At 40.1% G+C, this 22402-nt stretch carries 36 protein-coding genes; 35 read left to right on the top strand and 1 reads right to left on the bottom strand.

What is annotated here, in order from left to right; translation table 11 throughout:
- The 15 genes from RUW00_RS22360 to RUW00_RS22290 all read left to right on the top strand — a co-directional run bounded on the left by RUW00_RS22360 (position 1) and on the right by RUW00_RS22290 (position 13561).
- A complete protein-coding gene (locus RUW00_RS22360; RefSeq protein ID WP_048367529.1) occupies positions 1-2649 on the top strand; it encodes a phage tail tape measure protein in 2649 nt (882 codons plus the stop codon).
- Positions 2646-3371 (top strand): distal tail protein Dit, encoded by a 726-nt coding sequence (locus RUW00_RS22355; protein ID WP_048367531.1) that lies wholly within the window; start codon positions 2646-2648, stop codon positions 3369-3371. The genes RUW00_RS22360 and RUW00_RS22355 overlap by 4 nt, the downstream gene beginning before the upstream one ends.
- 15 nt (positions 3372-3386) lie before the next feature.
- Positions 3387-6026, top strand: coding sequence for a phage tail spike protein (locus tag RUW00_RS22350; RefSeq protein ID WP_053075454.1), 2640 nt, complete (start codon positions 3387-3389; stop codon positions 6024-6026).
- The gene (locus RUW00_RS22345; RefSeq protein WP_048367533.1) at positions 6013-6270 is read left to right on the top strand and encodes a hypothetical protein; all 258 of its coding nucleotides are present in this window, start codon (positions 6013-6015) and stop codon (positions 6268-6270) included. The genes RUW00_RS22350 and RUW00_RS22345 overlap by 14 nt, the downstream gene beginning before the upstream one ends.
- A 68-nt stretch (positions 6271-6338) precedes the next feature.
- Entirely contained in the window at positions 6339-6761 is a 423-nt protein-coding gene (locus RUW00_RS22340; protein ID WP_048367534.1) for a phage holin family protein, read from the top strand.
- 47 nt (positions 6762-6808) lie between these two features.
- Positions 6809-7717: an N-acetylmuramoyl-L-alanine amidase gene (locus RUW00_RS22335; protein ID WP_048367537.1), complete on the top strand. Its 909-nt coding sequence runs from the start codon at positions 6809-6811 to the stop codon at positions 7715-7717.
- 440 nt (positions 7718-8157) lie between these two features.
- Positions 8158-8964, top strand: coding sequence for a DUF3800 domain-containing protein (locus tag RUW00_RS22330; RefSeq protein WP_315956804.1), 807 nt, complete (start codon positions 8158-8160; stop codon positions 8962-8964).
- Between the two features lie 133 nt (positions 8965-9097).
- Positions 9098-9388, top strand: coding sequence for a hypothetical protein (locus RUW00_RS22325; protein WP_315956803.1), 291 nt, complete (start codon positions 9098-9100; stop codon positions 9386-9388).
- A 34-nt stretch (positions 9389-9422) separates the two neighbouring features.
- Positions 9423-9560: a hypothetical protein gene (locus tag RUW00_RS22320; protein ID WP_048367543.1), complete on the top strand. Its 138-nt coding sequence runs from the start codon at positions 9423-9425 to the stop codon at positions 9558-9560.
- A gap of 21 nt (positions 9561-9581) precedes the next feature.
- Complete coding sequence (locus tag RUW00_RS22315) at positions 9582-10421, top strand: poly-gamma-glutamate hydrolase family protein (protein WP_082141625.1); 840 nt, start codon at positions 9582-9584, stop codon at positions 10419-10421.
- Positions 10422-10491: 70 nt separating this feature from the next.
- Positions 10492-10725 (top strand): DUF7667 family protein, encoded by a 234-nt coding sequence (locus tag RUW00_RS22310; RefSeq protein ID WP_048367544.1) that lies wholly within the window; start codon positions 10492-10494, stop codon positions 10723-10725.
- A gap of 331 nt (positions 10726-11056) precedes the next feature.
- On the top strand, positions 11057-11926 hold the full coding sequence (locus RUW00_RS22305) for a hypothetical protein (protein WP_053075455.1): 870 nt from the start codon (positions 11057-11059) through the stop codon (positions 11924-11926).
- A gap of 16 nt (positions 11927-11942) precedes the next feature.
- Entirely contained in the window at positions 11943-12812 is an 870-nt protein-coding gene (locus tag RUW00_RS22300; protein ID WP_315956802.1) for a ParA family protein, read from the top strand.
- Positions 12802-13104 (top strand): hypothetical protein, encoded by a 303-nt coding sequence (locus tag RUW00_RS22295; protein WP_315956801.1) that lies wholly within the window; start codon positions 12802-12804, stop codon positions 13102-13104. Before RUW00_RS22300 ends, RUW00_RS22295 begins: the two co-directional genes overlap by 11 nt.
- A 241-nt stretch (positions 13105-13345) precedes the next feature.
- On the top strand, positions 13346-13561 hold the full coding sequence (locus tag RUW00_RS22290; RefSeq protein WP_048367548.1) for a hypothetical protein: 216 nt from the start codon (positions 13346-13348) through the stop codon (positions 13559-13561).
- A gap of 23 nt (positions 13562-13584) precedes the next feature.
- On the opposite strand, the gene RUW00_RS22285 is transcribed toward RUW00_RS22290, so the two are convergent.
- The gene (locus RUW00_RS22285; RefSeq protein WP_069013412.1) at positions 13585-13980 is read right to left on the bottom strand and encodes a helix-turn-helix domain-containing protein; all 396 of its coding nucleotides are present in this window, start codon (positions 13978-13980) and stop codon (positions 13585-13587) included.
- 229 nt (positions 13981-14209) lie between these two features.
- Here RUW00_RS22285 and RUW00_RS22280 point away from each other — a divergent pair, with 229 nt between their 5' ends.
- The 20 genes from RUW00_RS22280 to RUW00_RS22185 all read left to right on the top strand — a co-directional run bounded on the left by RUW00_RS22280 (position 14210) and on the right by RUW00_RS22185 (position 22268).
- Positions 14210-14449 carry a helix-turn-helix domain-containing protein gene (locus tag RUW00_RS22280; RefSeq protein ID WP_053075457.1) on the top strand — a complete coding sequence of 80 codons (240 nt, stop codon included), beginning with the start codon at positions 14210-14212 and terminating at the stop codon, positions 14447-14449.
- Between the two features lie 32 nt (positions 14450-14481).
- Positions 14482-14673 carry a hypothetical protein gene (locus RUW00_RS22275; RefSeq protein WP_048367550.1) on the top strand — a complete coding sequence of 64 codons (192 nt, stop codon included), beginning with the start codon at positions 14482-14484 and terminating at the stop codon, positions 14671-14673.
- A gap of 109 nt (positions 14674-14782) precedes the next feature.
- Complete coding sequence (locus RUW00_RS22270; protein WP_095315929.1) at positions 14783-14959, top strand: hypothetical protein; 177 nt, start codon at positions 14783-14785, stop codon at positions 14957-14959.
- A gap of 338 nt (positions 14960-15297) precedes the next feature.
- On the top strand, positions 15298-15897 hold the full coding sequence (locus RUW00_RS22265; protein WP_048367554.1) for a host-nuclease inhibitor Gam family protein: 600 nt from the start codon (positions 15298-15300) through the stop codon (positions 15895-15897).
- Between the two features lie 3 nt (positions 15898-15900).
- Positions 15901-16563, top strand: a complete 663-nt coding sequence (locus tag RUW00_RS22260; RefSeq protein WP_048367555.1) for an ERF family protein — start codon at positions 15901-15903, stop codon at positions 16561-16563.
- A 238-nt stretch (positions 16564-16801) separates the two neighbouring features.
- On the top strand, positions 16802-17020 hold the full coding sequence (locus RUW00_RS22255) for a hypothetical protein (RefSeq protein WP_048367559.1): 219 nt from the start codon (positions 16802-16804) through the stop codon (positions 17018-17020).
- 2 nt (positions 17021-17022) lie between these two features.
- Positions 17023-17253, top strand: coding sequence for a hypothetical protein (locus RUW00_RS22250; protein WP_053075458.1), 231 nt, complete (start codon positions 17023-17025; stop codon positions 17251-17253).
- Between the two features lie 93 nt (positions 17254-17346).
- Positions 17347-17883: a Holliday junction resolvase RecU gene (locus RUW00_RS22245; protein ID WP_048367563.1), complete on the top strand. Its 537-nt coding sequence runs from the start codon at positions 17347-17349 to the stop codon at positions 17881-17883.
- Entirely contained in the window at positions 17877-18326 is a 450-nt protein-coding gene (gene ssb, locus RUW00_RS22240) for a single-stranded DNA-binding protein (RefSeq protein ID WP_048367565.1), read from the top strand. The genes RUW00_RS22245 and ssb overlap by 7 nt, the downstream gene beginning before the upstream one ends.
- Before the next feature lie 18 nt (positions 18327-18344).
- Positions 18345-18521, top strand: a complete 177-nt coding sequence (locus RUW00_RS22235; RefSeq protein WP_175365358.1) for a hypothetical protein — start codon at positions 18345-18347, stop codon at positions 18519-18521.
- Positions 18508-18681, top strand: coding sequence for a hypothetical protein (locus RUW00_RS22230; protein ID WP_155641729.1), 174 nt, complete (start codon positions 18508-18510; stop codon positions 18679-18681). Before RUW00_RS22235 ends, RUW00_RS22230 begins: the two co-directional genes overlap by 14 nt.
- Before the next feature lie 278 nt (positions 18682-18959).
- A complete protein-coding gene (locus RUW00_RS22225; protein ID WP_048367567.1) occupies positions 18960-19295 on the top strand; it encodes a hypothetical protein in 336 nt (111 codons plus the stop codon).
- A complete protein-coding gene (locus RUW00_RS22220; RefSeq protein WP_048367569.1) occupies positions 19295-19600 on the top strand; it encodes a hypothetical protein in 306 nt (101 codons plus the stop codon). Before RUW00_RS22225 ends, RUW00_RS22220 begins: the two co-directional genes overlap by 1 nt.
- A gap of 33 nt (positions 19601-19633) precedes the next feature.
- Positions 19634-20170 (top strand): hypothetical protein, encoded by a 537-nt coding sequence (locus RUW00_RS22215; protein WP_231592970.1) that lies wholly within the window; start codon positions 19634-19636, stop codon positions 20168-20170.
- Positions 20167-20601, top strand: a complete 435-nt coding sequence (locus RUW00_RS22210) for a YopX family protein (RefSeq protein WP_315956800.1) — start codon at positions 20167-20169, stop codon at positions 20599-20601. Before RUW00_RS22215 ends, RUW00_RS22210 begins: the two co-directional genes overlap by 4 nt.
- A complete protein-coding gene (locus RUW00_RS22205) occupies positions 20598-20909 on the top strand; it encodes a hypothetical protein (protein ID WP_315956799.1) in 312 nt (103 codons plus the stop codon). The genes RUW00_RS22210 and RUW00_RS22205 overlap by 4 nt, the downstream gene beginning before the upstream one ends.
- The gene (locus RUW00_RS22200) at positions 20906-21157 is read left to right on the top strand and encodes a hypothetical protein (RefSeq protein ID WP_315956798.1); all 252 of its coding nucleotides are present in this window, start codon (positions 20906-20908) and stop codon (positions 21155-21157) included. The genes RUW00_RS22205 and RUW00_RS22200 overlap by 4 nt, the downstream gene beginning before the upstream one ends.
- A complete protein-coding gene (locus tag RUW00_RS22195; RefSeq protein WP_048367577.1) occupies positions 21154-21558 on the top strand; it encodes a hypothetical protein in 405 nt (134 codons plus the stop codon). The genes RUW00_RS22200 and RUW00_RS22195 overlap by 4 nt, the downstream gene beginning before the upstream one ends.
- Before the next feature lie 45 nt (positions 21559-21603).
- Positions 21604-21822, top strand: coding sequence for a hypothetical protein (locus RUW00_RS22190; RefSeq protein WP_048367579.1), 219 nt, complete (start codon positions 21604-21606; stop codon positions 21820-21822).
- 5 nt (positions 21823-21827) lie between these two features.
- On the top strand, positions 21828-22268 hold the full coding sequence (locus RUW00_RS22185) for a hypothetical protein (RefSeq protein WP_048367581.1): 441 nt from the start codon (positions 21828-21830) through the stop codon (positions 22266-22268).
- Positions 22269-22402: the final 134 nt, after the last annotated feature.

Raw genomic sequence — 22402 nt, 5'->3', positions numbered from 1 at the left:
TTGTCAGATGGAAGAATAGTTATAGATTCGATTTTTGATCCATCCGGCGCAAATAGAGGCGTTGCCAGTCTTCAAAAGAAATTTTCGCAAGTTGGCGACAAGATGAAAAGCACAGGGGAATCTTTAAGTAAATACCTAACTGTTCCTATGGCTGCAGCGGGAGCGGCAGGAATCGCGGCGGCTTTAGACATTGGGAAGTCTCAAACAAAAATACAAAACAGTTTAGGCCTGACAGACGCAAAGGCGAAGCAGCTTACAAACTCGGCGAAAAACATCTATAAGTCAGGATTTGGGGAGAGTTTGGAAGAGGTTTCCGACTCTCTTATTCAAACCCGTCAAAACATCCAGGGATTAAATGATGAACAATTAGAAAAGGTTACAAAATCCGCAATGGTTTTGGCCGAGACGTTTGACGCTGATGTGAACGAAGTGACCAGGGCAGGCAGCAACGTAATGAAAGGATTTGGAGTCGATTCCGCAAAAGCTTTTGACTTGATGGCCTATGGCGCTCAAAACGGCTTGAATTTCTCGAACGAAATGTTTGATAACTTGAGCGAATACGCGCCTTTATTCGGGAAAATGGGCTTTTCGGCCGATGAATACTTTCAATTACTTGTGAAAGGCAGCAAGGCGGGCGTCTATAACCTCGATTATATTAATGACGTTATGAAAGAATTTCAGATAAGAGTAAAAGACGGATCAAAATCAACCAGTGAAGCAATGGGACAACTATCCGGAAAGACACAAAAAGTGTGGAAGGATTTTCTTTCAGGAAAAGGGACTGTTAAAGACGTATCGAACGCTGTTTTAGGCGAATTAAAGGGCATGGATGACCAGGTAGAAGCGAATAACATCGGCGTTGCTCTATTCGGAACTAAATGGGAAGATTTGGAATCTGATGCGATGTATGCCCTGGGCGGCATTGACGGGAAAATCGGTGATGTTTCAGGGACGATGGACAAAATGACGCAAAATGCTGAAGAATCATTCTCAAAACGATTCACAGCCGTGTGGCGGCAGTTGCTTTTAGCATTAGAACCCGTGGGAAATGTGTTACTGGATCTTGCAAGCAATGCGTTGCCGACTATTACAAACGCAATCTCTTTCCTTACTAACGCCTTTTCTTCACTATCTCCGACCATGCAATACGTAGTTGTAGGCTTAGGGGCGTTACTGGCGGCCGTCGGCCCTTTGCTTGTGATATTAGGATCTTTAGTAAGCTCCGTTTCGGCCCTTATTCCTTTATTTGCAGGGCTTTCAGTTCCGATTTTACCCATTGTCGCTGCAATATCTGCCCTGGTAGCGGTTGGCGTTCTTCTGTGGCAAAATTGGGAAACAATCAGCCAAAAAGCTCAGGAAATCTGGGGAGCAATTTGGACGTATTTGCAGCCCGTTGTACAAGCCATACGTGATTTTATTATGCAAAAATTTGAAGAAGTACGCAGTTGGTGGATGGAAATTTGGCCGAAATTAAAGGAAGCTTTCATGAACATTTGGAATGCCATATCAGCATTTATCACACCAATTATAAACGCGATTGTTACGCTTTTTAAATGGGCATGGCCTTTAATAGAATCAATAATAGTATCGGTATGGGAAAACATAAAAGGGGTCATCGACGGCGCTTTAAAGATAATCATGGGAATTGTGGAAGCATTCGCGGCCCTTTTCACTGGCGATTGGAAGGGATTATGGGAAGCCGTTAAAAAAATCATTTCCGGCGCGCTTGAGCTCATTTGGAATTGGGTTCAGTTGTTCGGAATAGGAAAACTCTTGAAGTTCTTCACAGGATTAGCATCAAAGCTTTTGAGCCCAATAGGTAAGATGTGGGGAGACATTAAAAAAGTGTTCTCGGAAGCCCTCGGAAAAATTTGGGGTTGGGTCAAAGATAAATTTCAAGGCATTGTCACTTCCGTCGGCGAAAAAATGACTGCAGCCAAAACCAAAGTAACAAGCGTTTGGAATTCCGTAAAGGAATTCTTTTCTTCTATTTTGGGGCGGATTTGGCAGACTGTTAAAGACAAATTCCAAGGTATGGTTGGATCCGTCGGAGACAAGATGGGGTCTGTATTCAGCAAAGTAAAAAGCATATGGGAAAAGGTCACAGGATTCTTCAAAAGTATTGATTTGCTACAGGTAGGAAAAGACATTATTAATGGCTTAATAAAGGGTATCAGTTCAATGGCCGGATCATTATTCAAAAAGGCAAAAGATGTGGCAAACGGTGTTACTAAAAAAATCAAAAAAACCCTACACATTGCTTCACCTTCAAAAGTAATGATTAAAGTTGGTAAGTGGACAGGCGAAGGGATAGAAATTGGCCTGGGAGATAGTGAAAAAGATGTTTTAAATGCTGCTGATAAATTGGCGGCGGCGGCCACGCCTCAAATTCCAAGTTTCAAAGATTTTTCAACCGATGTTTTGAGTATGCCTGCATGGGGCGGGGAACAAAAATCAAATGATTTAGGTATGGCCGAAGCTATGCGAACCTTAGCAAGTTCGATTTTTGAACGTCCATTAGAGATCAAAATACCAACAATACAAACAGATTTAGTCTTAAATAGTCAAAGATTCGCAACGGCAACCGAAAAGGACATAACAAAAGCGCAGCAGCGCCAATCTTACCGAGATAGGCGGCGTTACAAATGACAATAAAATTTAACGGAATATCAAAACCTTTTTTTCATGCAACAGTAGACACAGAACGGCCGATGTGGGCCCCGATAGAATGGGATATGGTTGAAATCCCTGGTCGCCCTGGTGCATATCCGAAGCAAAAGAAAGTAAAAGCCCGTCCTTTAAGCGTTTCCGTTGTAATAAAAGGCGTTGACGACATGGAAAAGGCAAAAGAAGAAGTCGCGGAATGGCTTGTGACCGATGAAGCTAAACCCCTTATCTTTTCTGATGAACCTGATAGAACATATTTCGCGGTTATTGATGGGGAAGGCCAATTGGATGATGTTTTTAAATACGGAAAAGGAACAATCACTTTCATCTGTCCCGATCCTTATAAACACGGAAAAGAATCGGTATTTTCATTGTCAACAGGTATTACAACAATTTCGAGCGCCGGGAGCGCCCCGACCTATCCGATTATCGAATATACTTTCGAAAGCAGTGCAAACGAATTCAATGTGGAGCTTTTAAATGAGGCTGAAGTCTTACAAGCAGGGGTATATCTGAAATACAATTTCGTAAAAGATGACAAACTCATTATTGACTTCTCAAAAAGACTTGCTACAGTCAACCACACCAAGAGAAACACAGCAATATTGATCAAGTCTGAGTTTTTCAAAATCCCACCAAAAAAGAAAATGAAAATCAGATCAACTCACTCAAGCACTATGCGAGTGATTAACAAATATTTATGAAGGGCGGGGGTTGTCATGGCCGATATGTGGATTTTAGACAAGGGTGATCAACCCTTGGCTATTTTATCGACTGATGCGGAAGGAGCTTGTAATTTTCATTCCGCCACATTCAGAGAGGAATTGAACCAAGGGTCATCTTTTTCATTTACATGTGATGCCTCCCATGATGACAGCAGGCATGTAACGGGGTTAAATCAAGTCCTTTTTAAAGATGAAGACGGTTTTTTTCGTCTTTTTAAGATCAGGGAAATAGACAAAAGCAATGGAGCGGAAGGCCCTGAAAAAATAGTGCAATGCGAGCCCGCAGAAATGGAGCTACTAGAAGCTATTATTGAGGATATACGTCCGCAGGATGCCACGCAGCAATATGCGTTAGACAGAGTTTTAGAAAAAACAAGATGGACAGGAAATGTCACGGCACAACTTGGCCTACAATCAACTAATTTTTATCATATTAGCGCTTATGAAGCCATTTCGAAAATTATTGATACATGGGGCGGCGAATTGCGTTTCACTGTCTCATTTGATGAAGAAACAAACAAGATTACTGAGAGAGTAGTTAATATAGTTGATCGGCGCGGCGTGGATGAAGGGGATCGTTTTGAGGTCGGATATAACGTAGAAAATATTCACTATACAGAAATGACTTACCCTGTTTCTGCTTTATATGGTTGGGGCGGCAGCGTAGAAACAGAGAACGGCGGAAATTCCCGATACATTGATTTTGCAGATGTAGTATGGTCTGTATCTGCAGGCGATCCCGTAAATAAACCCAAAGGTCAAAAATGGGTTGAATTTCCCGAAGCCAAGTCCAAGTATGGTTTACAGAATTCGGACGGATCAATTATTAATACGTTCGGCCAATGGCAAGATGAAAACATTACAGATCCCGAAGAATTACTAAAAAAAACCTATGAACAATTGGTAAATGTCGCTTCAAAGCCGGAAGGGAATTACACGCTTGATGTCATCCCTACTGATAAAGTTTCACTCGGAGATACAAGAATAGCCATAGATCGAACGCAAGTTGATTCAATAGAATTTCAGTCCCGTATCATTGCCCTTGAATATGACATTTCAAATCCGGACGAAACAAGGAAAGTAGAAATGGGCCAATTTTTAGATGTGTATGAGTCAGACAAACGCATTGATGAAATTGAGGAATCACTTAAAAACATAAACAGAGATACAAAAGTGACGGACGGCAGCTTTCCGGATATAAAGCCCCCAACCCCTGAGAATGTAACAATCGAGGGATTATTCTCAAGTGTTTCGCTTTCATGGACTTTTGATTCCTCTTCATATATTGCAGCCTATGAAGTTCATGGATCACAGGTGAAGGGGTTTGCACCATCCAAAGCCTCTATTTTATGGAAAGGAAAAGAGGGAGGATGGATTCATGATAAAGCCGGAGTTGATAATGTTTGGTATTACCGAATAAGGGCAGTAAATTATCACGGCACAGCAAGTGATTATACAGAAGAATTTTCGGCACGAACCGTCCGAATCGGAACAAATCACTTAGAAGATCTATCAATAACAAACTCTAAAATAGGGACTCTTTCTGCTGATAAAATCAATTTTGGCATATTAAATGGTATAGCCATTAATGCGGCAACAATAACGGGAAGTAAAATGGTTTTTGAAGATCCTAACCCGTACAATGTCAGCTATTTAACGGCATCTGAAATCTATATGAGAAGAAAAGACAGGGAAGACAATACCAAGTTTAGTCTTTTTCAGGTTACTGAAGGAAAAGTAATAACGGATGGCGGTTCGATCACTGGCGATTCCACACGGATAACTATTCAATCTGGTATGTTGTCTGCTACATCCAGTTATGACAACACAGAATTAAGAATAAGTAGCTCGAGCGACAGATCCGGCCCGGCACTTGAATTTTTCAAAGGTTCAAAATCAATGGGGTATTTTGGTGTAAACGCGAATATGTTAGCGATCCAATCTATAACAAATAAATCTTTGTACATTGGAACAAGAAATTTAACACTCACAGGCGGGGCGCTATCCCTTACTGAAGATTTAAGCGACGGCAAAGGGACATTAAGGGTGCTGATGGGAGAGGCCACAAAACACGCGCAGATCATGACGGAAGGGGTTCTTTCCGGTCTTAGCTTGTACGGTGGGAAAAACGGGGGAGATATTAACCTGACTTCTGACGGCTCCGGGCCGCGTTTTTATTCAAATGCAATATATAACCGTACCTACTCAAACGCGGCAAACGTCTATGTTACATCATATGGAACGCTTGGTCGCGTTACGTCCGCCAGTAAATATAAAGTTAATATAAAAGAGTTTCCGGCTGACAAATATGAAAAGGTGCTCGATCTAATACCCAAAACCTGGTATGACAAAAATGCAGTGGAGTCTTATGCTGAAGTTTTGGCTACTGAAAACGGCGAGGTAGACGAAGGAGACAAACCTTATATCACAAGAATTCCTGGTCTTATCGCTGAAGATGTGGAAGCAGCGGGCTTAAAAGAATTTGTGAGTTATGGTGAGGCTGACGAAAGCGGTAAAAGGGAGATCGAAGGCCTTATGTATGATAGGCTTTTGACGTTATTAATCCCGATCGTTAAAAATCTCAAAGAACAGGTCACGGACATTGAAGGGAGATTGAAAAATGCAGGAATTTAAACAAGATGTGAAGGAAACTGACGCCGAAGAGAGGGCGGCCATTTTCGAAGAAAAAGCAGCAAAATATCAGCAAAAATGGGTCTTGGCTGAAGACATGCTTATGACAGAACAATTCATGGCTAAAAAGCAGGCGGAGAAAATGAGCAAACAGGAAGAGACAATAAAAAAACTAGAGAATTATATAAAAAAATTAGAAGCTGACATGGAGAATTTCGGGAATTCAGCAAACGTCACATCAGAATAATTACTACACATCAAAAGCGGCAAAAAGGCGGCTTTTTTATTTTGCCTCTAAGGAGGTGATAACAAAAAATGGAGGATACAATTGTGATTAATAACCTTGAAACATTAGATTTAGCGAGAGTTTACCTATTTGGGGGTGTGAAATACCTTGATTTACTGCTAGTTTTCAGCATTATTGACATCCTGACAGGCGTAATTAAGGCATGGAAATTTAAAAGTTTACGAAGCCGAAGTGCTTGGTTTGGTTACGTCCGGAAAATGCTCAACTTCCTTGTGATCATTGTGGCCAACTTTGTAGATCAAATTCTTAATCTGAACGGCGTCCTGACATTTGGAACCGTTCTTTTTTATATCGCCAATGAGGGGCTTTCAATTACAGAGAACCTTGCGCAGATCGGCGTCAAGATTCCAAAATTTATCACAGACCGTTTGCACGTAATTGAAAATGAAAGCGAAAAAACAACCAATAAAGATGATCAGGCTGCTAGCTAACCCGGCAGCTCTTTTTATTTCAAAAAAAGAATAGGAGAAGATGAAACATGGTGAAAATTACAAAGGACTTTATTCCAGTAGGACACAATAACAGACCCGGCAACGCAATGAACCCGGCATACATCACAGTTCATAACACGGCAAACACAGAAAAAGGGGCAAACGCGGCCATGCACGCCCGTTATGTAAAGAATCCGGGAACGGCTACAAGTTGGCATTTTACAGTTGACGAAAAAGAGGTGTATCAACATCTTCCATTGAATGAAAACGGGTGGCACGCGGGAGACGGGAACGGACCCGGAAACCGAAAATCTATCGGTATTGAAATTTGCGAAAACAGCGATGGAGATTTTAATAAAGCCGTAGCGAACGCGCAATGGTTGATTAAAAAGCTTATGAAGGAGCAAGGCATTTCCCTTTCAAACGTAGTACCTCATAAACACTGGTCAGGAAAACAATGCCCGCACAAGCTGCTCGATCGGTGGGACTCATTTAAAGCCAATATCAGCGGGGCAGCATCTTCACCTGCGAAAACAGAAACAAAGACGGGGAGGGCGACGTACACCGTCAAGAAAGGGGATACGTTATCTGAAATCGCCCAAAAAGAAGGCATTAGCATGACTACTCTTCAAAAGCTGAATGGCATCAAGAATCCGAATTTGATTAAAGTTGGCCAAGTGCTGAAGCTTACGGGATCATCCAATTCTTCTAAATCATCATCTAACGGCAAAAAATACGTTTACCTTCCGGCATCTGCCGACTCATGGCGCATCTATCCGACAAACAAAGCGCCCGTCAAAGGAAACGAGATAAACTATTTGCGCCCGAAAAAATTCGGCGGCCTTAAATACGAAATTCTTGCGAATCCCCAAACGGACGTGTACACGATCAAGACGGACCAGTTCGGAAAGGTAAACATCTATGCAGGAAAAATAACAGGCGCAAAAGTAAAATAATTAAAGCGAGATTGTGAAATTTTGAGATTGAAAAAAAGAAGGATTTTGTACCCTATAAGAATAAAACGTACGCTCAAAGTGGATAAATATCCCCTCAGATAACTTTTCTGAGGGTCTTTTTTTATGCAAAAAAAGAAAGCCTATTAGATTAGGCTTTCTTTATAAAATATGGACTGTTTTAGTTTACATAATGTAGTTTGTGGGAAGTTGTCACTTTACCCCATTAAAGTTTTTCACAATCTCAAGTTGTAAAGAAATATGTAATAAAAAAGCAACGCATTCACCGTTGAATGAGTTGCTTTTGTTTAAACTCGCATTCACCGTTGAATGAGAGTAAGTTTATTATGTCCGTTAACAAACCATGGTATTACTATATAATATGATGGTAACATGAAATAAGTGCGAATTCAAGAAGAAAAATAAAAAGGGGAATTCTAAAAATGTCTCACTTATTTAATACCTTCCACACAAAGCAAATAAACGTGTTTTTTGATGAATCAGGTAAGGGAATACAGCAAAGGCCCAATCTTTTAGGATCGCTATCCATACCCAAAAAGGTTTATGAATGTGATGATATTAAATATATGAATTGGTTTTTACGAAAAGGGAAATTAAATATACACTGGAAAAATTACAACGGCGGACACATGGACAAAGCAAATATCATAAATTTGATTGAAATGTTCATACTCTATAAGGATTACATAAAACTGAACGTTATTAATTATCATTATGGTTTCCTTACTTCACAACCTTTATTCGCGCAAAAGGATTTAGAAGCCACGATTTATTCTAAATTGCCGGAACGTTTGATTTACGGACTTATCAGGGGATACGGAAGTGAAGCAACCGTGTCAGCCGATATTTACATTGAGGCCGCAAATGAATATGACAGAATTAACCTAAGTGAAACCCTGGTCACTGATCTTAATAGCCAATCACTATACAGAGGTGAAAAATTCATCGCTAACAGTTGCGAAATGCTGCCGAAAAATACAGAAGTCGGTTTAGAATTAACAGATGTTCTTTTAGGATTGATTAGAACAATCATTCAAAACCCTGCAATCGGCAAAACAGGGCGCAGCATAAGAGAAAAAGTCAATTTGACCGTTGAGCTGTTAGAAAATCAAGAATTAAAACATATACTCGGCGATATAAAATATTATGAATGGCGCGGACATAAGCAACTCACAAAAATTAACTTCATGGACTACATATATTCTTTTTTGTTACAACATCGTTTTTAAAAGAGGACATGTGCTTCAGTCCTTTTTTTTTGCAACGTCGTTCCCTTTAAGGGAACATTTTAACAAAAATGTATTGATTTGTTCCCTTAGAGGGAATATAATGAATTTATAACAGAACAAGGGGGAAGAAAAAATGAATTTAGATAGGCATGGTGTAGTAACAAAAAAAGGAACACGCGTCATTTTCATCGGTGTTAATCGTTTTATCGAGATTATTCCAACATTCTTAGATTACGCTGCAGAATGGCCCGTGTGGGATGAAATCGCTGATATTATCGAAGGCACAATGGAATTCAATCATCGGGATATTCTTGCAGGAGAGCTTGAGCCAATACACGATGAAGAAACTGGCGAAATGTACTTAGAATTTTTTATAGCAGGCAGTCCAATTCTTGACTGCGAAGAAGCGACAACAGCGTTATGATTAAGATATTAAAATCCAAAAGGGGGAAAACTGAGTGACTAAATTCAGAACATTCTTGTATCAGTTGGCGAAGTTTTTGGGTGATGTAAACGCGATAAAAAAAGGGACGTACGGCAAAAGGATAAGAAACCGGGCCGTCGGAAAAATGACAAGTAGGATTTTCAAAAAATGAGGAAAAGAAGGTGAATTGAGCTTGCAATACAAAAACAGAATAGATAAAGCTCCAAAAAAGGTTAAAGGGGCAAAGAAGGGGCGCTTTGGTCGGCCTTCCCTTCTTTGCCTGGTGCTCCGCATAACAGCGAAGTCAAGTCATTATACCATTAGCAGGCGCAGCTTATCAATTCTGCTGTCATCGCTGCTGCTAACGTTTATGTCATCCTCCTGGGCTTTTGCAATGGATAAATACAATAGTTTTGAGGAATTGGAAGCAAATGAACCATCATCAAACTATCGTGTTTTTTCAAATAGCATTTCTACGCCTGTTTTAATCTTAGCGCCTCACGGCGGCGGGATAGAGGGAGGAACAAGCGAACTGGCTTTAGAATTGAGTCATTCATACTCGACCTATTTATTTGAGTCTTTAAAGATTCCTGGGGCCTTTGATCTCCATATAACAAGCACAAATTTCAATGAGCCCAGAGCGCTTAACATGGTGAGTAAGTCTGACCTGACTATTTCCTTACATGGATATGCGTCAAACGATGAACATACTTTAGTAGGCGGCACGGACAGGGAAACGGCTGAAATGCTTGTCGTATTATTAAACAAATTCGGTTTTTCTGCTGAGTTACTATCTGAAAACTCAATCCTAGCCGGAACAGATCCGGAAAACATAGCGAATAGGAATAGAACTGGAAAAAGCATTCAGTTGGAAATAAGCACCGGACAGCGCCAAGCAATGTTTGACAATTTTTCCATCGCCGGAAGGTCCGAAAGCAAAAATGAGAATTTTTATAAATTCACAAACCTGTTGTCGGAGTTTATTGACCGTATAAACTCATCTCTCGATGTACCCTTTAAGGATATTTTTTAGAATTTAAATCATCTTTTGTACCCTTAAAGCATACAATATATTAAACAACAAGAAAGGGGGCCTGCTTTTCATGTGGGGAGTACATCAAAGAATGGCGGAGCTTTGGAACATTCAAAGCAATCAGCGGAAACTTACAAAAGAAGAAATGAGCGAATTAAAAATCTGCCTGGATGCAAACATGATCAAGTGTAGGAAGGTGGCGACCTTAAAAAACCTATCCTTGGCAGCATCCATGACAGAAGACAACGAATGGCAGCATGATATATGTTCTGCCATCGAAAAATTATATGAGGATTTTCATTGATCTATGAAAAAGCTATTATAAGCCTCCTGAGAGGTTTTTGTCCTGCGGGGGTTACAAGTACCCTCGCAGGATACTTTCCGTCAAATATCGGCCGAACCAGTGTGTATTTTAGGCATAGTTTGTCATTTAAGTTATCTGAAAGTGAACGATGATATTGTCAGTGAGGTTTGTTTATAGTATCATACTTATAAACAGGAAAAAACCCGTGTTGGTAGCACGGGCCGTAGGGTGTAAAAATTATTTTTCGCTTTTTGTTGGTTTTATTATACCTTACATAGGGCCTTTTTTAAACCCCTTTTTCCTGCCAAAATATGTTTTGGAGGATTTTTTTATGTCTGGAATTGTCAAAGTTTATAAGCAAGAAAACCCGTTTGAAATGATTCCTAGAACAACTTTGCAAGACAGCAGTATATCTTTGCAAGCGTTGGGACTCTTGGTGAATGTTTGTTCTTATCCCGACACATGGCAAATATACAAAACTGAATTGTATAAGCGTTTTGACAAGAACAAAGAAACGAGCGTTCGGAACGCCTGGAAGGAATTAATAGAGGCGGGTTACGTCATGGAAAAGAAGTATAGGAATGGCAGAAAATGGGAGTATGAATACGCAATAAGGACAACCCCTTTCACAGAAGAGGAAAAAGCATCCTTTGAGGGTACAAATGAGGACAAAAAAGGGGAAGATGATCACTTTTTGAGGACTGGATTTTCAAGACCTCAAAATGAAGACCCCAAAATGAAGACCTCAAAACCACGAGGTAATATATATAATCATAAAGAGAATACACATAAAGAGAATACACATGAATATATTACACATCTATCAATCAGTGAAGAACAGAAAACGTTTTTGTTAAAGTACGCTGACGAGATAAAACCGAATCACCTAAAAGCTTATGAAGAGCTTGATGGATTGATTGACGATAAATATCTATTAAACTCAAAATTTCTTGACTGTGTACAAAAGAAAAACGTCAAGAATTTTAAATCATACTTTAAAAAAGCCCTGGACGATGCAAAGAGAGAAACATTTAAACAACCAAGAGAAGAGAAAAAGCCTGAATGGGTTGGATCTTCCGACGAAGATAAACAGGAAATGAACGAAGAAGAGTTGAAACGGCTCCAAGAGAGCAAAAACGAAATGCTGAACACTTGGAACGATATAAAAAACGGCAGCGCGCCGGAAGGATATAATTTTTAAGGAGCACCCCTTTAGGGTGCTTTTTTTAATTGATAACAATCATAACCACAATAACAATCATAATCATGTTATTATTATTGTTATCAAAGATGAAGAGGGAGGGAATACCATGACGGCTAAGATAATCACGTTTGGCATCTCAAAAGGTGGATGTTCTAAATCAACAACTAGTGGAATTACAGCGTGGCTTTTGAGTGAAAATAAAAGGGTTTTGTGCATTGATATGGACGGGCAGGGGAATCTTACTTCTTTCCTTACGGGAGAATATGATATTTGTAATGTGTTTGAAGAAAAAACAATCCTGGAAGCGATCAAGGAAGAGAATGCTAAACCTTACATACTGAAAATCAGCGAAAATCTGCATTTAATTCCATCAAATGACTACCTTGCGACGCTTCCGAGAATAATGTATCAGGAGAAAAAAGGGCTTAACGCATTAACAAAAGCGCTGCGGCCAGTCATGGATGATTATGATTATATCATCATAGACACGCCGCCGAACCTCGGTGAACAAACTGTTTTAAGCCTATCCACTTATTCGCCTGCGGGGTCTTATGCGGTTATTATGTTTGACGGATCTATGTTTTGTTACTATGCCATTCAGAAATTTTTGGACATCGTTACGGAAGCACAGAAACGTCAAAATGACAAGCTGCAGTTAGCCGGAATCCTTTTTGCTATCATTGACAGCCGAGCAAAAGAAAATGATGCGATGGTAGAATTGATAGACGAGGAATACCCTAACATGCGTTTTGACAGCATGATCCGAAGAAAAGCAGCAACAAGACGCCTGCCTATAAATGGGTTCTTAGATAATAAAGAACTGAGCAGCGCTTTAGAGTATTATATCCCGTTTGTAAAGGAGCTTGAAAAACGTGTCAAATAAGCAGAAAAACTTAAAGGATAGAATAAAAAGTCCTACAGCCGCCTTTTTTGATCAGTACAAAGATTCTGAGGACGATAACAATATTAATCATAATAACGATCATGATCATAATAACAATGATGATATTGATGATATTATCAATAACAATAATAATAATGATCATGTTCAATTGGGTATTTACTTCGAACCCGCAGTAGTAAAGGCATTGAAGCCGTTAGGAAAGAAAAAGCTTAAAAGCAAATTTGTAAATGCGGCAGTCAAACAAGTGTTAAAAGATAAAGGTATGCTATAAGGGATTTTTTCGAAAAATGAAACCTTTTTTTGTGGAAATTGTCTCTTAACATGTACCCTTATAGGATGCAGAAAAACAGTAAGGAAGTCTCGGAATATGTCTGGGCTTTCTTTTTTTTGAAACAAAACCACTCTGAAAGTCGTAGAACAAAGGTGTATAATTTATACGATCTCTGAATTTTCAGGGGAATTATGGTATAATAAGAGAACAAACGTTCGAAAATTAAAAGGGGGACGGATCAATGGGCGATTTAGCAAACTTAGAACCGGAGAATAACGCGCATATCCTTGAAGAAACGAAAAATCTACTTTCTTTGTGGGTCAATTCAAGGGAGAGAAGAGGTATTCAACCATCGGGTATTGATCTGTCGAATGTTAAGACTTTAGTTAATTACTTGCGATTTACGGGAAGTATCAGTAAGAAAGAAGAAGAAATGTTACGCCGTTATTATGATTAAAAAAAGGCCCCTTTTTTTGGGGCCTACTGTTCGTTATTCGCCTTCGAATTATTTTCATTCTTATCTTTGTTTATTCTTTGCGGCTCTCGATCTCTTACAACCATTTCGAGTATATGTCTAATTGGTTCTAATTCTTCCGGAGATAAAGGGCGGCCATTCCAATGCAAATCCTCTTTTTGTAAGAATTCTGAAACGTCTTTTCTCTCTTTTTTTGGATCAGGATCGTCGGTCAATCCTAAAATATAGTCTACAGATACGTCGTATAATTCCGCGAGCTTTGTCAGTTTATCTAGCGGCGGTTTTTTGGCTTCAGTTTCATATCCCCCGTAACTTGATTTAGCTATTCCTAACTGTTTGCCTATATACTCTAATGTGTATCTATGCGCTTTCCGCAAATGGGCCAAACGTTTACCGTACATAAATACATCCCTTCCTCCTAACTAATGTTCATCCAATGTATATTATATTCTTTTTTTCCCCTGAAAGAAAACGTCAACAATAAAGGTTTACGTGTGAAAACGACTGAAGTTTCACCATTTTTCAAAAAAATATCCTTTAGGGGAACTTTTTTATAAAAAGGTATTGAAATGTTCCCTTTAAGGGAATATAATAAGGGTACACCAAAAGAAAAGAGGTGAAACAAAAACAATGAAAAATCGCAAAAAAAGAATTTGGTTATCTGAAAGCAGAAAATCTCAAGGTTTTACCTATGATCGACTTTCGGAGGAAACAGGGCTTGCACGTTCATTTCTATGGCGGATTGAAAATGGAGAAGCCGATCCATCTTTTGATTCGGTTTTGAAACTTTCAGATGCGTTGGGATTTACACCAACATTTTTTTATACCCAAGAAATCTCCTTTAGGGATAATAAAGTGTGTTTATCTTAATTTTAGTCTCTTAAAAGAAGAAAGGGGAAACCATGAAGAATCTGAGAGATGCGTATTACGAACTTTTGAATAAGCAAATTGTATTGCTACAGATTGAGGAAATTCTTAGAAGAAACGGGGAATTTGTTGAGGCCTTTGCTATAAGGGCCGAAGTTGACAACCTTTACAATCAGCGTGAAGCAATTAAGCGAAGAATGGATTTAAAAGTGGTAAATGCATCATGAAAATTAAGGTTTCTGAGTGGCGCGCTTACACGGGGGAGCAAAGGTTGTGGCTTTTGGAAAACACGGCATTTAGTCAATGGAAAAGAAAAAACAGAAAGGGAGTATGGAAATGAAATCTTATAAAACAATCCAATTTAGTGAAAATGCATTTGATCAATGGAGATTAGGAAAATCGGGAGGAAGCATGGGATTCACAAAGGCGGGATCACCTGTGTTCCAATTTGAAAACAAGGCTCAATACGAAAAATACTTGCAGTTAAATAGCGAAAGGAGCGTTCGGGCATGAGTAGACTTCATTCAATGGCACGATTTGACGAAAGGATTCCGGAAACAAAGGCATTAGGAAGTTGCGAAGGGTGTCAAGAGGTCATAACAGTTGGTGAAGAGCACTTCAATTATGAAGGTGATCTAATCCATGATGATTCCGAATGTATGAGAATGTTTTTGAAACAGGTATCAGAATACGTCCAATAAAAAATAGAACCTTTTTGCAAAGGCTCTATCTCGCATAACAAACAAGTAAAGTTATTGCAGAACTTTACTTAGGATAGGTGGATATGACACCCCTATACTTAGGGATTATATCCATCTTCCCCTTAGAATTCAATAGAAAAAGGTGAAAATATGGAAAATAATTTTGTGATTTTTGAAAATGATCCATTTGCAAAAGAAGTTATCTCAGAGGAACACGAAGAGCAAACAGAACAACAGGCGTTTGAAGTATCAGACCTTGAAACAGCGGCAGAGGCACAAAGGCGAGTCGCTTACTTCAGAGACGAACAACAAAAAATTGACAAGATCGCAGAAACGCAAATCGCGCCGTTTCTTGACAAGATCGAAAAAATAAAGTTGTGGCAGGAGCAAGAAAAAGAAAAATACGCCAAGAAACAGGCGTTTTATGAAAATCGGCTTGAGTGCTATATGAGGCAGGACGTAGAAGAACAGATGAAAAAGGGGCATAAACCCAAAAAGGTTATGAAGCTGCCATATGGGACAGTCAAGCTTATAAAACAGCAACCGGAATACAATCGCAACGAAGAAGAATTGAAGGAATATGCAAAGGCACAAGGGTTTATAAAAGTATCTGAAAGTGTTGATTGGTCATCTATTAAAAACAAATGTCAGCTTGTCGGTGATAAGTTGATAGATCCAAACGGGCAAGTCGTGCCAGGCGTTACCGTAATCGAAAGAGACGATAAATTCTCATTGGTTTTGGAGGGATAACGAGTGAACATTTATCAGAAGCTTATCGAGGTAAGAAAGACCGTCCCGTATTTGAAAAAAGGAGATAAAGCTGAACAATACCAGTATACGAGCTCAAGTCAAGTAGTAGCGGCTGTCAGAGAGAAAATGGATGAATTAGGGCTTTTACTTGTGCCGAGAATTATCGACAAAAACGTTCGAGCTGAAACAGTTGAATTCAAAGACAAAAGCGGAAACGTCAACAAAAAAACAACAACATATTTTACTGAATTGACAATGGAATTCAAATGGATTAATGCAGAAAAACCAGAAGAAACAATGATTGTGCCGTTTTATGCACAGGGTGTTGACAGAGCAGGAGAAAAAGGCGTCGGAAAGGCTTTAACATACGCTGAAAAGTATTTCCTTCTGAAACAATTCAACATCCCAACAGACAACGACGACCCGGACGCGTTTCAACAAAAAGTTGAAGAGTCAAAACCGCCTAAACCGATTACGCCGGAACAATTAAAAGAGCTCGAAGAACTAGCGGGACGTTTTGCTGAAATTCGCAATGTAACAAAAGATCAAGTTTATAAGGCAATAGGGATTACAACAGAACCGGAAAAAATACCGGAAGGGTTGGCTTATAACCTTATCGAGCAGCTTAAACACTGGATAAAAAACGCTACAAAGGAAACAGCATAGAAAAGGACTGGTGTAATATGGACGCGTTTCTAATAAGTAGGGGATTTTTAAAAAATGGAATGTGGTCGGACGTGGTTAAATTCCGCATTTTCTTCTATCTTTTTGGGGACGCGGTTTCCTCTTCAAAGCGTCAGCAACGGAAAAGCAGATTCAGCAATGGGAACAAATTGACGGTAGGTAACGACGGCACGCGAGAACGGGCCGATAAGGAAATAGTCAGAGATATGGAGGCGGCAGAATGAATGAGATATGGTACAGCAAAACGCCATTAGCAGAGTTTTGTATATATAAGCTGCTAAATCACTATTATTACAGCTATAAAGAAAGCCAGGGAGAAAAATGGCATGAGGGATACCATTTCCCTTCTTATACAAGCGCAAGAAGCTTTTTAAAAAAATATATCGGTAATCCTGGGCGCATGAAACGTGTTGAGCGGTTGCCGTGGGAGCTGATATGAGAATGATTAAAAGAGAAGCAGTGTCAAAGTATGGCGGTATCATGAAGCGGGTAACAGAAATGGAATTTGTGACACACAATGAAAAAAAGCTCATTCAGGAAACGCGCACGTTATTCATTATGGGAATTCCGGTTACATCGAAGACGCTTTTAAGGCCTGCGGGTTTAAATGATAGCCTCAGAATAGCTATGGGGGGAATATGGGGGACGTATGATGCGACGAACAACATATAAGGACATAGGTTTTATTATATTAATAGGGGCAATACAGGGCCTTACAGTCGGTTTTGCGGCATACCTAATCATAACTATTTGGGAGGCTGCTAAATGATCAATCATGCAAACAGGGGTAAGGCCCTTCAAATTCTTGTAAACCATACTAACGCGATATACGGGCATAAAGGGTGGGCGTTGGTAGACGAAATAGCAACACCGACAAAAAACATTCGCGGCCGGATCATATACGAGAAGAAAAGTACCGTTGACTATGTAGGCATAGCCCAGGGCCGCGGCATTGCTTTCGATGCTAAATCAACAAAAGTAGAAAGCAGATTCGATTTAGATAACGTTCATGATCATCAAGTAGAGTACCTGAAAAAGTTTATGGATCAAGGCGGTATTTCCTTTCTATTGATTGAATTTTCAAAATTAAAGGAGTTTTATTTTGTCAGATTACCGTTTTTCTTGAAATATTGGGATGCAGCCAAATCAGGCGGCCGGAAGTCAATCCCATACCAGGATATATATCTGAATTGCGATCCGATCAAAACAAGTAGGGGTGTACCTCTTGATTATCTTGAGTTGTGTTTTAAAAATGTCGAAAAAAGTAAAAAAACGTCGAAAGCAGGAGAAGTCACATGCTGAATAGAGTTGTATTAGTCGGCAGATTAACGAAAGATCCGGAATTGAGATATACACCGAACGGAGCGGCGGTAGCGACTTTTACATTGGCGGTTAATCGGACATTTACGAATCAAAGCGGAGAGCGTGAAGCCGATTTTATAAACTGCGTATCGTGGAAACGTCAGGCGGAGAACGTCGCGAATTTTTTAAAAAAAGGGGCGCTCGCGGGCGTGGACGGGCGGCTGCAGACACGAAACTATGAAAATCAGCATGGGCAACGGGTTTATGTAACGGAAGTACAAGCAGAATCAGTTAAATTTTTAGAGCCGAAAAGCAACGGAGGGCAGCAGGACGACCGCGATAGCGGGCCGAGTCGAAAAGATAATCATTATTATGGCAGCGATGATCCATTCAAAAATGAAGGAAAGCCGATTGATATATCAGACGAAGATCTACCATTCTGACGAAGGGAGAACAGAGCCATGACAAGGCGTGTAATTCAATGGTCTAAGACTAATTTAGACCGTGAAGAGCTGCTAATAATTACGGTTTTCGAGGAAGGGATAAATAAGCAAGGGGCAAAGGCGGGAATACCTTTCAGCAAGCGGCATGGCGTTCTATATAAAACAGAGGGAGAGAAGCGGTATGAATACAAATAATTCAAAAGATCCAGGAAAGGTAGTTACTTGGAAAATGACTGAGGAAGAACGTCTGCAGTATATCAGCAAACATCCGATTATACCCATGGATAGACACCGCGGATCATGGAAATGGCCGAAGAAACAAGGCGTAAAACCATTAGAGAGATCAGGGAGTTAAACGGGGGAAGCAGCTATGAAAGGGAAATGTCTTACCTCACACATAACACCATTGGAAAGGGGCAGAGAATATTTTCTCTTTCCCTTGGGTGACAGTCATTACTATGTATCTAAATTTGACAATCAAAACGCCCATTGCGGGGTTTATCAAAAAGAACATTTCGAAGTAACTGAATCTCTATTCAGAGAAGAGCATCAGGAGAATGAATGCCATCAAATGAGTTTGTTTTGATTCAGAAATCAAACAGCAGGGGCATTCCCTGCCGGGGAGGAACGGGCATGGATAAATTACAGGAAATTAAAGGCCGCATTTTAAAATTAAAAGGCTATCAAAGTGCAAAACCTGAAGATCAATACTGGATGGCCAAAAAACATATTGATTTTCTTATTGATCGCGCTGAATTGTCTGCTAAACAACAGAAAATCATCGAGGAAAACAAACGTCAACAAGAGATCATAGTTATTCAATTCCGGCAAGCGCGGGAAGAGATTCAGCGGCTTACTAAGGAGAAAGAACACTATAGAAAATCTCTCGATATAATAGCCGGAAGTCCTGAAGTTGATTCTATTGAAATAGCTGAACATATTGCAACTCAGGCACTAGAGGGGTATTGATGGATATTCAAAAAATCCAATCGGCGGCAATCAAAGTAATCAATAGCATTCGTAATCGAGGTTTAGAGGTGGATGTCATTCAGTTTAGGGATGATGTATGGGATGCGATTGTTGAGGATAACAAGCGTATCGGTTTCCGGAACGAGTCTAACCCGGAATTCGCAGGGTGTAAAGCTGAAAGGCAGGAGTTATTAACGCTGTTTGCATTCCGAATCATAGCAGCAGGGGCATATAAAGGCGGAATTCATGAAATTGACATCATTGATGGAACAAATGATATTTATTCACTCGCCACACCAAAATGAGCGAATATTCAAACAATAGAAGGGGGAAGAACAATGAAATTAGAACAAAAACACATTGATTTAATGAAAGCATGTGAGAACGTCGCGACGATTTGGGGATATGGTGATGCTTTGTTGGCAAGGGAAATACAAAAATTCGATCCGTCCTTTTTGAAATTTATTGATAATGATGAATTAGGGAAATACGATCCGGAAGTTGAGAAGCTGACAGGGGCGGAGAGGATGCCGTATTTCGGATTAATTTTGCAGCCTGATGGATTGGCTTATGTCGAGAGGTGGGAGGGGGAGAGAACAATGAAATTCTACGAAATCCATGATCCATATTACGCGCTTATTAAAGCAACAGACAAGGCAGATGCCGAAAAAGTTTACATCGAGAGCGTTGCCGACACGGACGATTACGAAAATTTTCAAGAGGATGAAATCCGAGAAGTAGAACGAGACTATGCGCTTGTTATGTTTTCTCAGATACAAGATCATGACGGCACTTGCGCGGGCTATGACTTTATTTCGAAAGTGTTCAATGACCCGGATTTCAAAGTGCTTAAAATGGACGGTTCGCTCCTATGAACACAGCATACAGAGTTTGGGACGGCGAGCAGATGTGTTATTACGGTGATGAAGGCATATGCCTTTCTATTGGTGAATTGGGTTCAATTGAAGGAAAAGTTTTCGGATGGTCTGTATGGTTAGAAGGTTATGGCGTGATCGCACACAGCGGAGACGGAAAATCCGTTCTCATGAATGGAACAGATCAGTTTCAAACACACTCGAGACTGAGGCGAATTTATGCAAGGGACATCGTTCAGCAGGAGGAAACGGCGCCCGGCGGTTTGTATGGCCCGGAACCGTTCATAGGCGAAGTGAAAATGATTGACGGATCATGGTGCATCGTTAATGAGAAAAAAGAAGAGTGCAGACCGTTGTTTTCTGAGACGGCGACAAATAAAGTCATCGGCGACGTTTACCAAAATCCTGAGTTATTGGAGGGCGCGAAATGACAAAAACAAAAATTACAATCAAAACAAGCGATAAGGTTGAAGTCACACGGGAACAGGCCCGGGCGATTGAGGAAGGGAAAAAGCATTATCTGCAAATGGCTGAAAGCGATCCTGAAAGGGTAAACGCATTGACTAAAGGAGATAAAAAAGAATTTGCGCGACTTCAATTTGTCGGAACCCATTTTGTTGTGAAAATTGGTGATATCGAACCTTGGTCAGGGTTATATGAGCCACTCAATGAAATGACTGCTGATGAACTGAACAGGGCTATCTTGAAAGGATATATTGTGAAGGAGGGCGTGGAGTGATGGCATATTGCAATGATTGCGGAAACAAACGTTTTTTCTATTTGGAGGTATCGGTAACAGCGAAACAGATCATTGATACAACAGGCGGAGCGAGAAACGGGAAAATTTATGATGTCGATTATGCGGGGTTAGACAATATTTTCAATGATGGCAATTATATTTGTAAGAAATGTGAATCAAAGGACGTTGAACACGAGGACGGCGAGGGAGATTACAGGATATATGAGAAGGAGGGCGCGGAAGAATGAGAATCACAGTAGACAAACAGACTAAAAAATTCTATTTAGCTTTTGCAGCAAATGAGCGTAATGCAAAACAAGGCAGATGGGTATCCGCAGTCGGCCATGAGATCCATGTAGGGAAACATCGCTTTTCTGCTACTGTCTTTGATCCCGATGAAATTGTTATATCAGAGGTTACGTCAGGGATTAGAGTTATGAACATTCCAATAACTCAGGAAATCCGTCGGATGATTGAGACAAAAGAGAACGTTTTGACTTATCTAAAGCACGTGGGAGAAACATCATTGACTAGAATTATTGAAAAACATGACTTTGATAAAGCCGTGGCGGATGGAAAAAGGATGTCTTATAACATGCTCGGCGAGATGCCCCCGATTGAAGCATTCAACATGGAGAGCGCGGAATGAATGTTGTAGTCCGTGGATGGTTCAAAGGAAAAGGAGGGGAATAAATTGACGAAAAATGAATCAGTTTCAGTGATTGACGCAATCAAATGCCCGCATTGCAAGTATTTAATGGATTTTTGGGATTACATTGTGGGAGACGATATGTCGGGTAAGTTCGAAATGGACTGCGAGAAGTGCCGCAAGCCTTTTCATGTGGATTTTTGCACTTCGTTTCATTTCACTTCTGAAAAAATAAATAGAGTATCCGAAAGGACGGAGGATTAATAACTATGAAAAAACTATTAAAATCAATCATTCTATCAGCAGCATTACTTATGGGAGCTGCGGCCGTTGCGCCGTCTGCTTCCGCCGCATGGTCGCCGTGGGGAAATTACAAAGGCGGCACGATGCGCGTATACACGGACGCGACGACGTACACAGCGAAAGCCACCACTATAGATTATAAAATCGAAAAGAAAGGCAGTAAGAAATATTATTACAAAGCGATCCTGTACAAATGGACGGATTCGGGATTGATTCATACAGGGCAATATAGTTCCGGATCATTCACAGGATCAACGCCGATGAAAAAATTTAGTGTGACGTCTGCCCGGAGAAATACCGGGAACGGAACATACATCGTCAAATACAATCTATATAGTAAATCAAATTGGACCGGATTCGTGGGAAGCCCAACGAGTAATTGGTTTTTCATATCTTATAATCTGTAAAAGGAGTGCTGACAGTGTGTATTCTTGATCAGATAGGATTCACCAAGGAACAATATAAAAATTTGTATGAACAGGGTTATTCGGATGCGGAAATGGCGGAAGAGCAGCTATACTGTTCACCGAGAGTCCTAACC

Origin of the sequence: Bacillus sp. IS1 (assembly GCF_032461585.1) — a bacterium.
GTDB classification, from domain to species: domain Bacteria; phylum Bacillota; class Bacilli; order Bacillales; family Bacillaceae; genus Bacillus; species Bacillus velezensis.
Note: the sequence above shows the minus strand (reverse complement) of the source record. Positions and strands in the feature narration are given on the sequence as shown.

Coding starts and splice junctions, on each gene's coding strand:
- RUW00_RS22355 (WP_048367531.1), top strand. CDS start 2,646: ATGACAATAAAATTTAACGGAATATCAAAACCTTTTTTTCATGCAACA.
- RUW00_RS22230 (WP_155641729.1), top strand. CDS start 18,508: ATGAATACAAATAATTCAAAAGATCCAGGAAAGGTAGTTACTTGGAAA.
- RUW00_RS22195 (WP_048367577.1), top strand. CDS start 21,154: ATGAGAATCACAGTAGACAAACAGACTAAAAAATTCTATTTAGCTTTT.
- RUW00_RS22245 (WP_048367563.1), top strand. CDS start 17,347: ATGATCAATCATGCAAACAGGGGTAAGGCCCTTCAAATTCTTGTAAAC.
- RUW00_RS22250 (WP_053075458.1), top strand. CDS start 17,023: ATGATTAAAAGAGAAGCAGTGTCAAAGTATGGCGGTATCATGAAGCGG.
- RUW00_RS22280 (WP_053075457.1), top strand. CDS start 14,210: ATGAAAAATCGCAAAAAAAGAATTTGGTTATCTGAAAGCAGAAAATCT.
- RUW00_RS22310 (WP_048367544.1), top strand. CDS start 10,492: ATGTGGGGAGTACATCAAAGAATGGCGGAGCTTTGGAACATTCAAAGC.
- RUW00_RS22270 (WP_095315929.1), top strand. CDS start 14,783: ATGAAATCTTATAAAACAATCCAATTTAGTGAAAATGCATTTGATCAA.
- RUW00_RS22215 (WP_231592970.1), top strand. CDS start 19,634: ATGAAATTAGAACAAAAACACATTGATTTAATGAAAGCATGTGAGAAC.
- RUW00_RS22350 (WP_053075454.1), top strand. CDS start 3,387: ATGGCCGATATGTGGATTTTAGACAAGGGTGATCAACCCTTGGCTATT.
- RUW00_RS22210 (WP_315956800.1), top strand. CDS start 20,167: ATGAACACAGCATACAGAGTTTGGGACGGCGAGCAGATGTGTTATTAC.
- RUW00_RS22225 (WP_048367567.1), top strand. CDS start 18,960: ATGGATAAATTACAGGAAATTAAAGGCCGCATTTTAAAATTAAAAGGC.
- ssb (WP_048367565.1), top strand. CDS start 17,877: ATGCTGAATAGAGTTGTATTAGTCGGCAGATTAACGAAAGATCCGGAA.
- RUW00_RS22220 (WP_048367569.1), top strand. CDS start 19,295: ATGGATATTCAAAAAATCCAATCGGCGGCAATCAAAGTAATCAATAGC.
- RUW00_RS22275 (WP_048367550.1), top strand. CDS start 14,482: ATGAAGAATCTGAGAGATGCGTATTACGAACTTTTGAATAAGCAAATT.
- RUW00_RS22290 (WP_048367548.1), top strand. CDS start 13,346: ATGGGCGATTTAGCAAACTTAGAACCGGAGAATAACGCGCATATCCTT.
- RUW00_RS22185 (WP_048367581.1), top strand. CDS start 21,828: ATGAAAAAACTATTAAAATCAATCATTCTATCAGCAGCATTACTTATG.
- RUW00_RS22235 (WP_175365358.1), top strand. CDS start 18,345: ATGACAAGGCGTGTAATTCAATGGTCTAAGACTAATTTAGACCGTGAA.
- RUW00_RS22205 (WP_315956799.1), top strand. CDS start 20,598: ATGACAAAAACAAAAATTACAATCAAAACAAGCGATAAGGTTGAAGTC.
- RUW00_RS22325 (WP_315956803.1), top strand. CDS start 9,098: ATGAATTTAGATAGGCATGGTGTAGTAACAAAAAAAGGAACACGCGTC.
- RUW00_RS22265 (WP_048367554.1), top strand. CDS start 15,298: ATGGAAAATAATTTTGTGATTTTTGAAAATGATCCATTTGCAAAAGAA.
- RUW00_RS22345 (WP_048367533.1), top strand. CDS start 6,013: ATGCAGGAATTTAAACAAGATGTGAAGGAAACTGACGCCGAAGAGAGG.
- RUW00_RS22305 (WP_053075455.1), top strand. CDS start 11,057: ATGTCTGGAATTGTCAAAGTTTATAAGCAAGAAAACCCGTTTGAAATG.
- RUW00_RS22340 (WP_048367534.1), top strand. CDS start 6,339: ATGGAGGATACAATTGTGATTAATAACCTTGAAACATTAGATTTAGCG.
- RUW00_RS22330 (WP_315956804.1), top strand. CDS start 8,158: ATGTCTCACTTATTTAATACCTTCCACACAAAGCAAATAAACGTGTTT.
- RUW00_RS22285 (WP_069013412.1), bottom strand. CDS start 13,980: ATGTACGGTAAACGTTTGGCCCATTTGCGGAAAGCGCATAGATACACA.
- RUW00_RS22255 (WP_048367559.1), top strand. CDS start 16,802: ATGAATGAGATATGGTACAGCAAAACGCCATTAGCAGAGTTTTGTATA.
- RUW00_RS22335 (WP_048367537.1), top strand. CDS start 6,809: ATGGTGAAAATTACAAAGGACTTTATTCCAGTAGGACACAATAACAGA.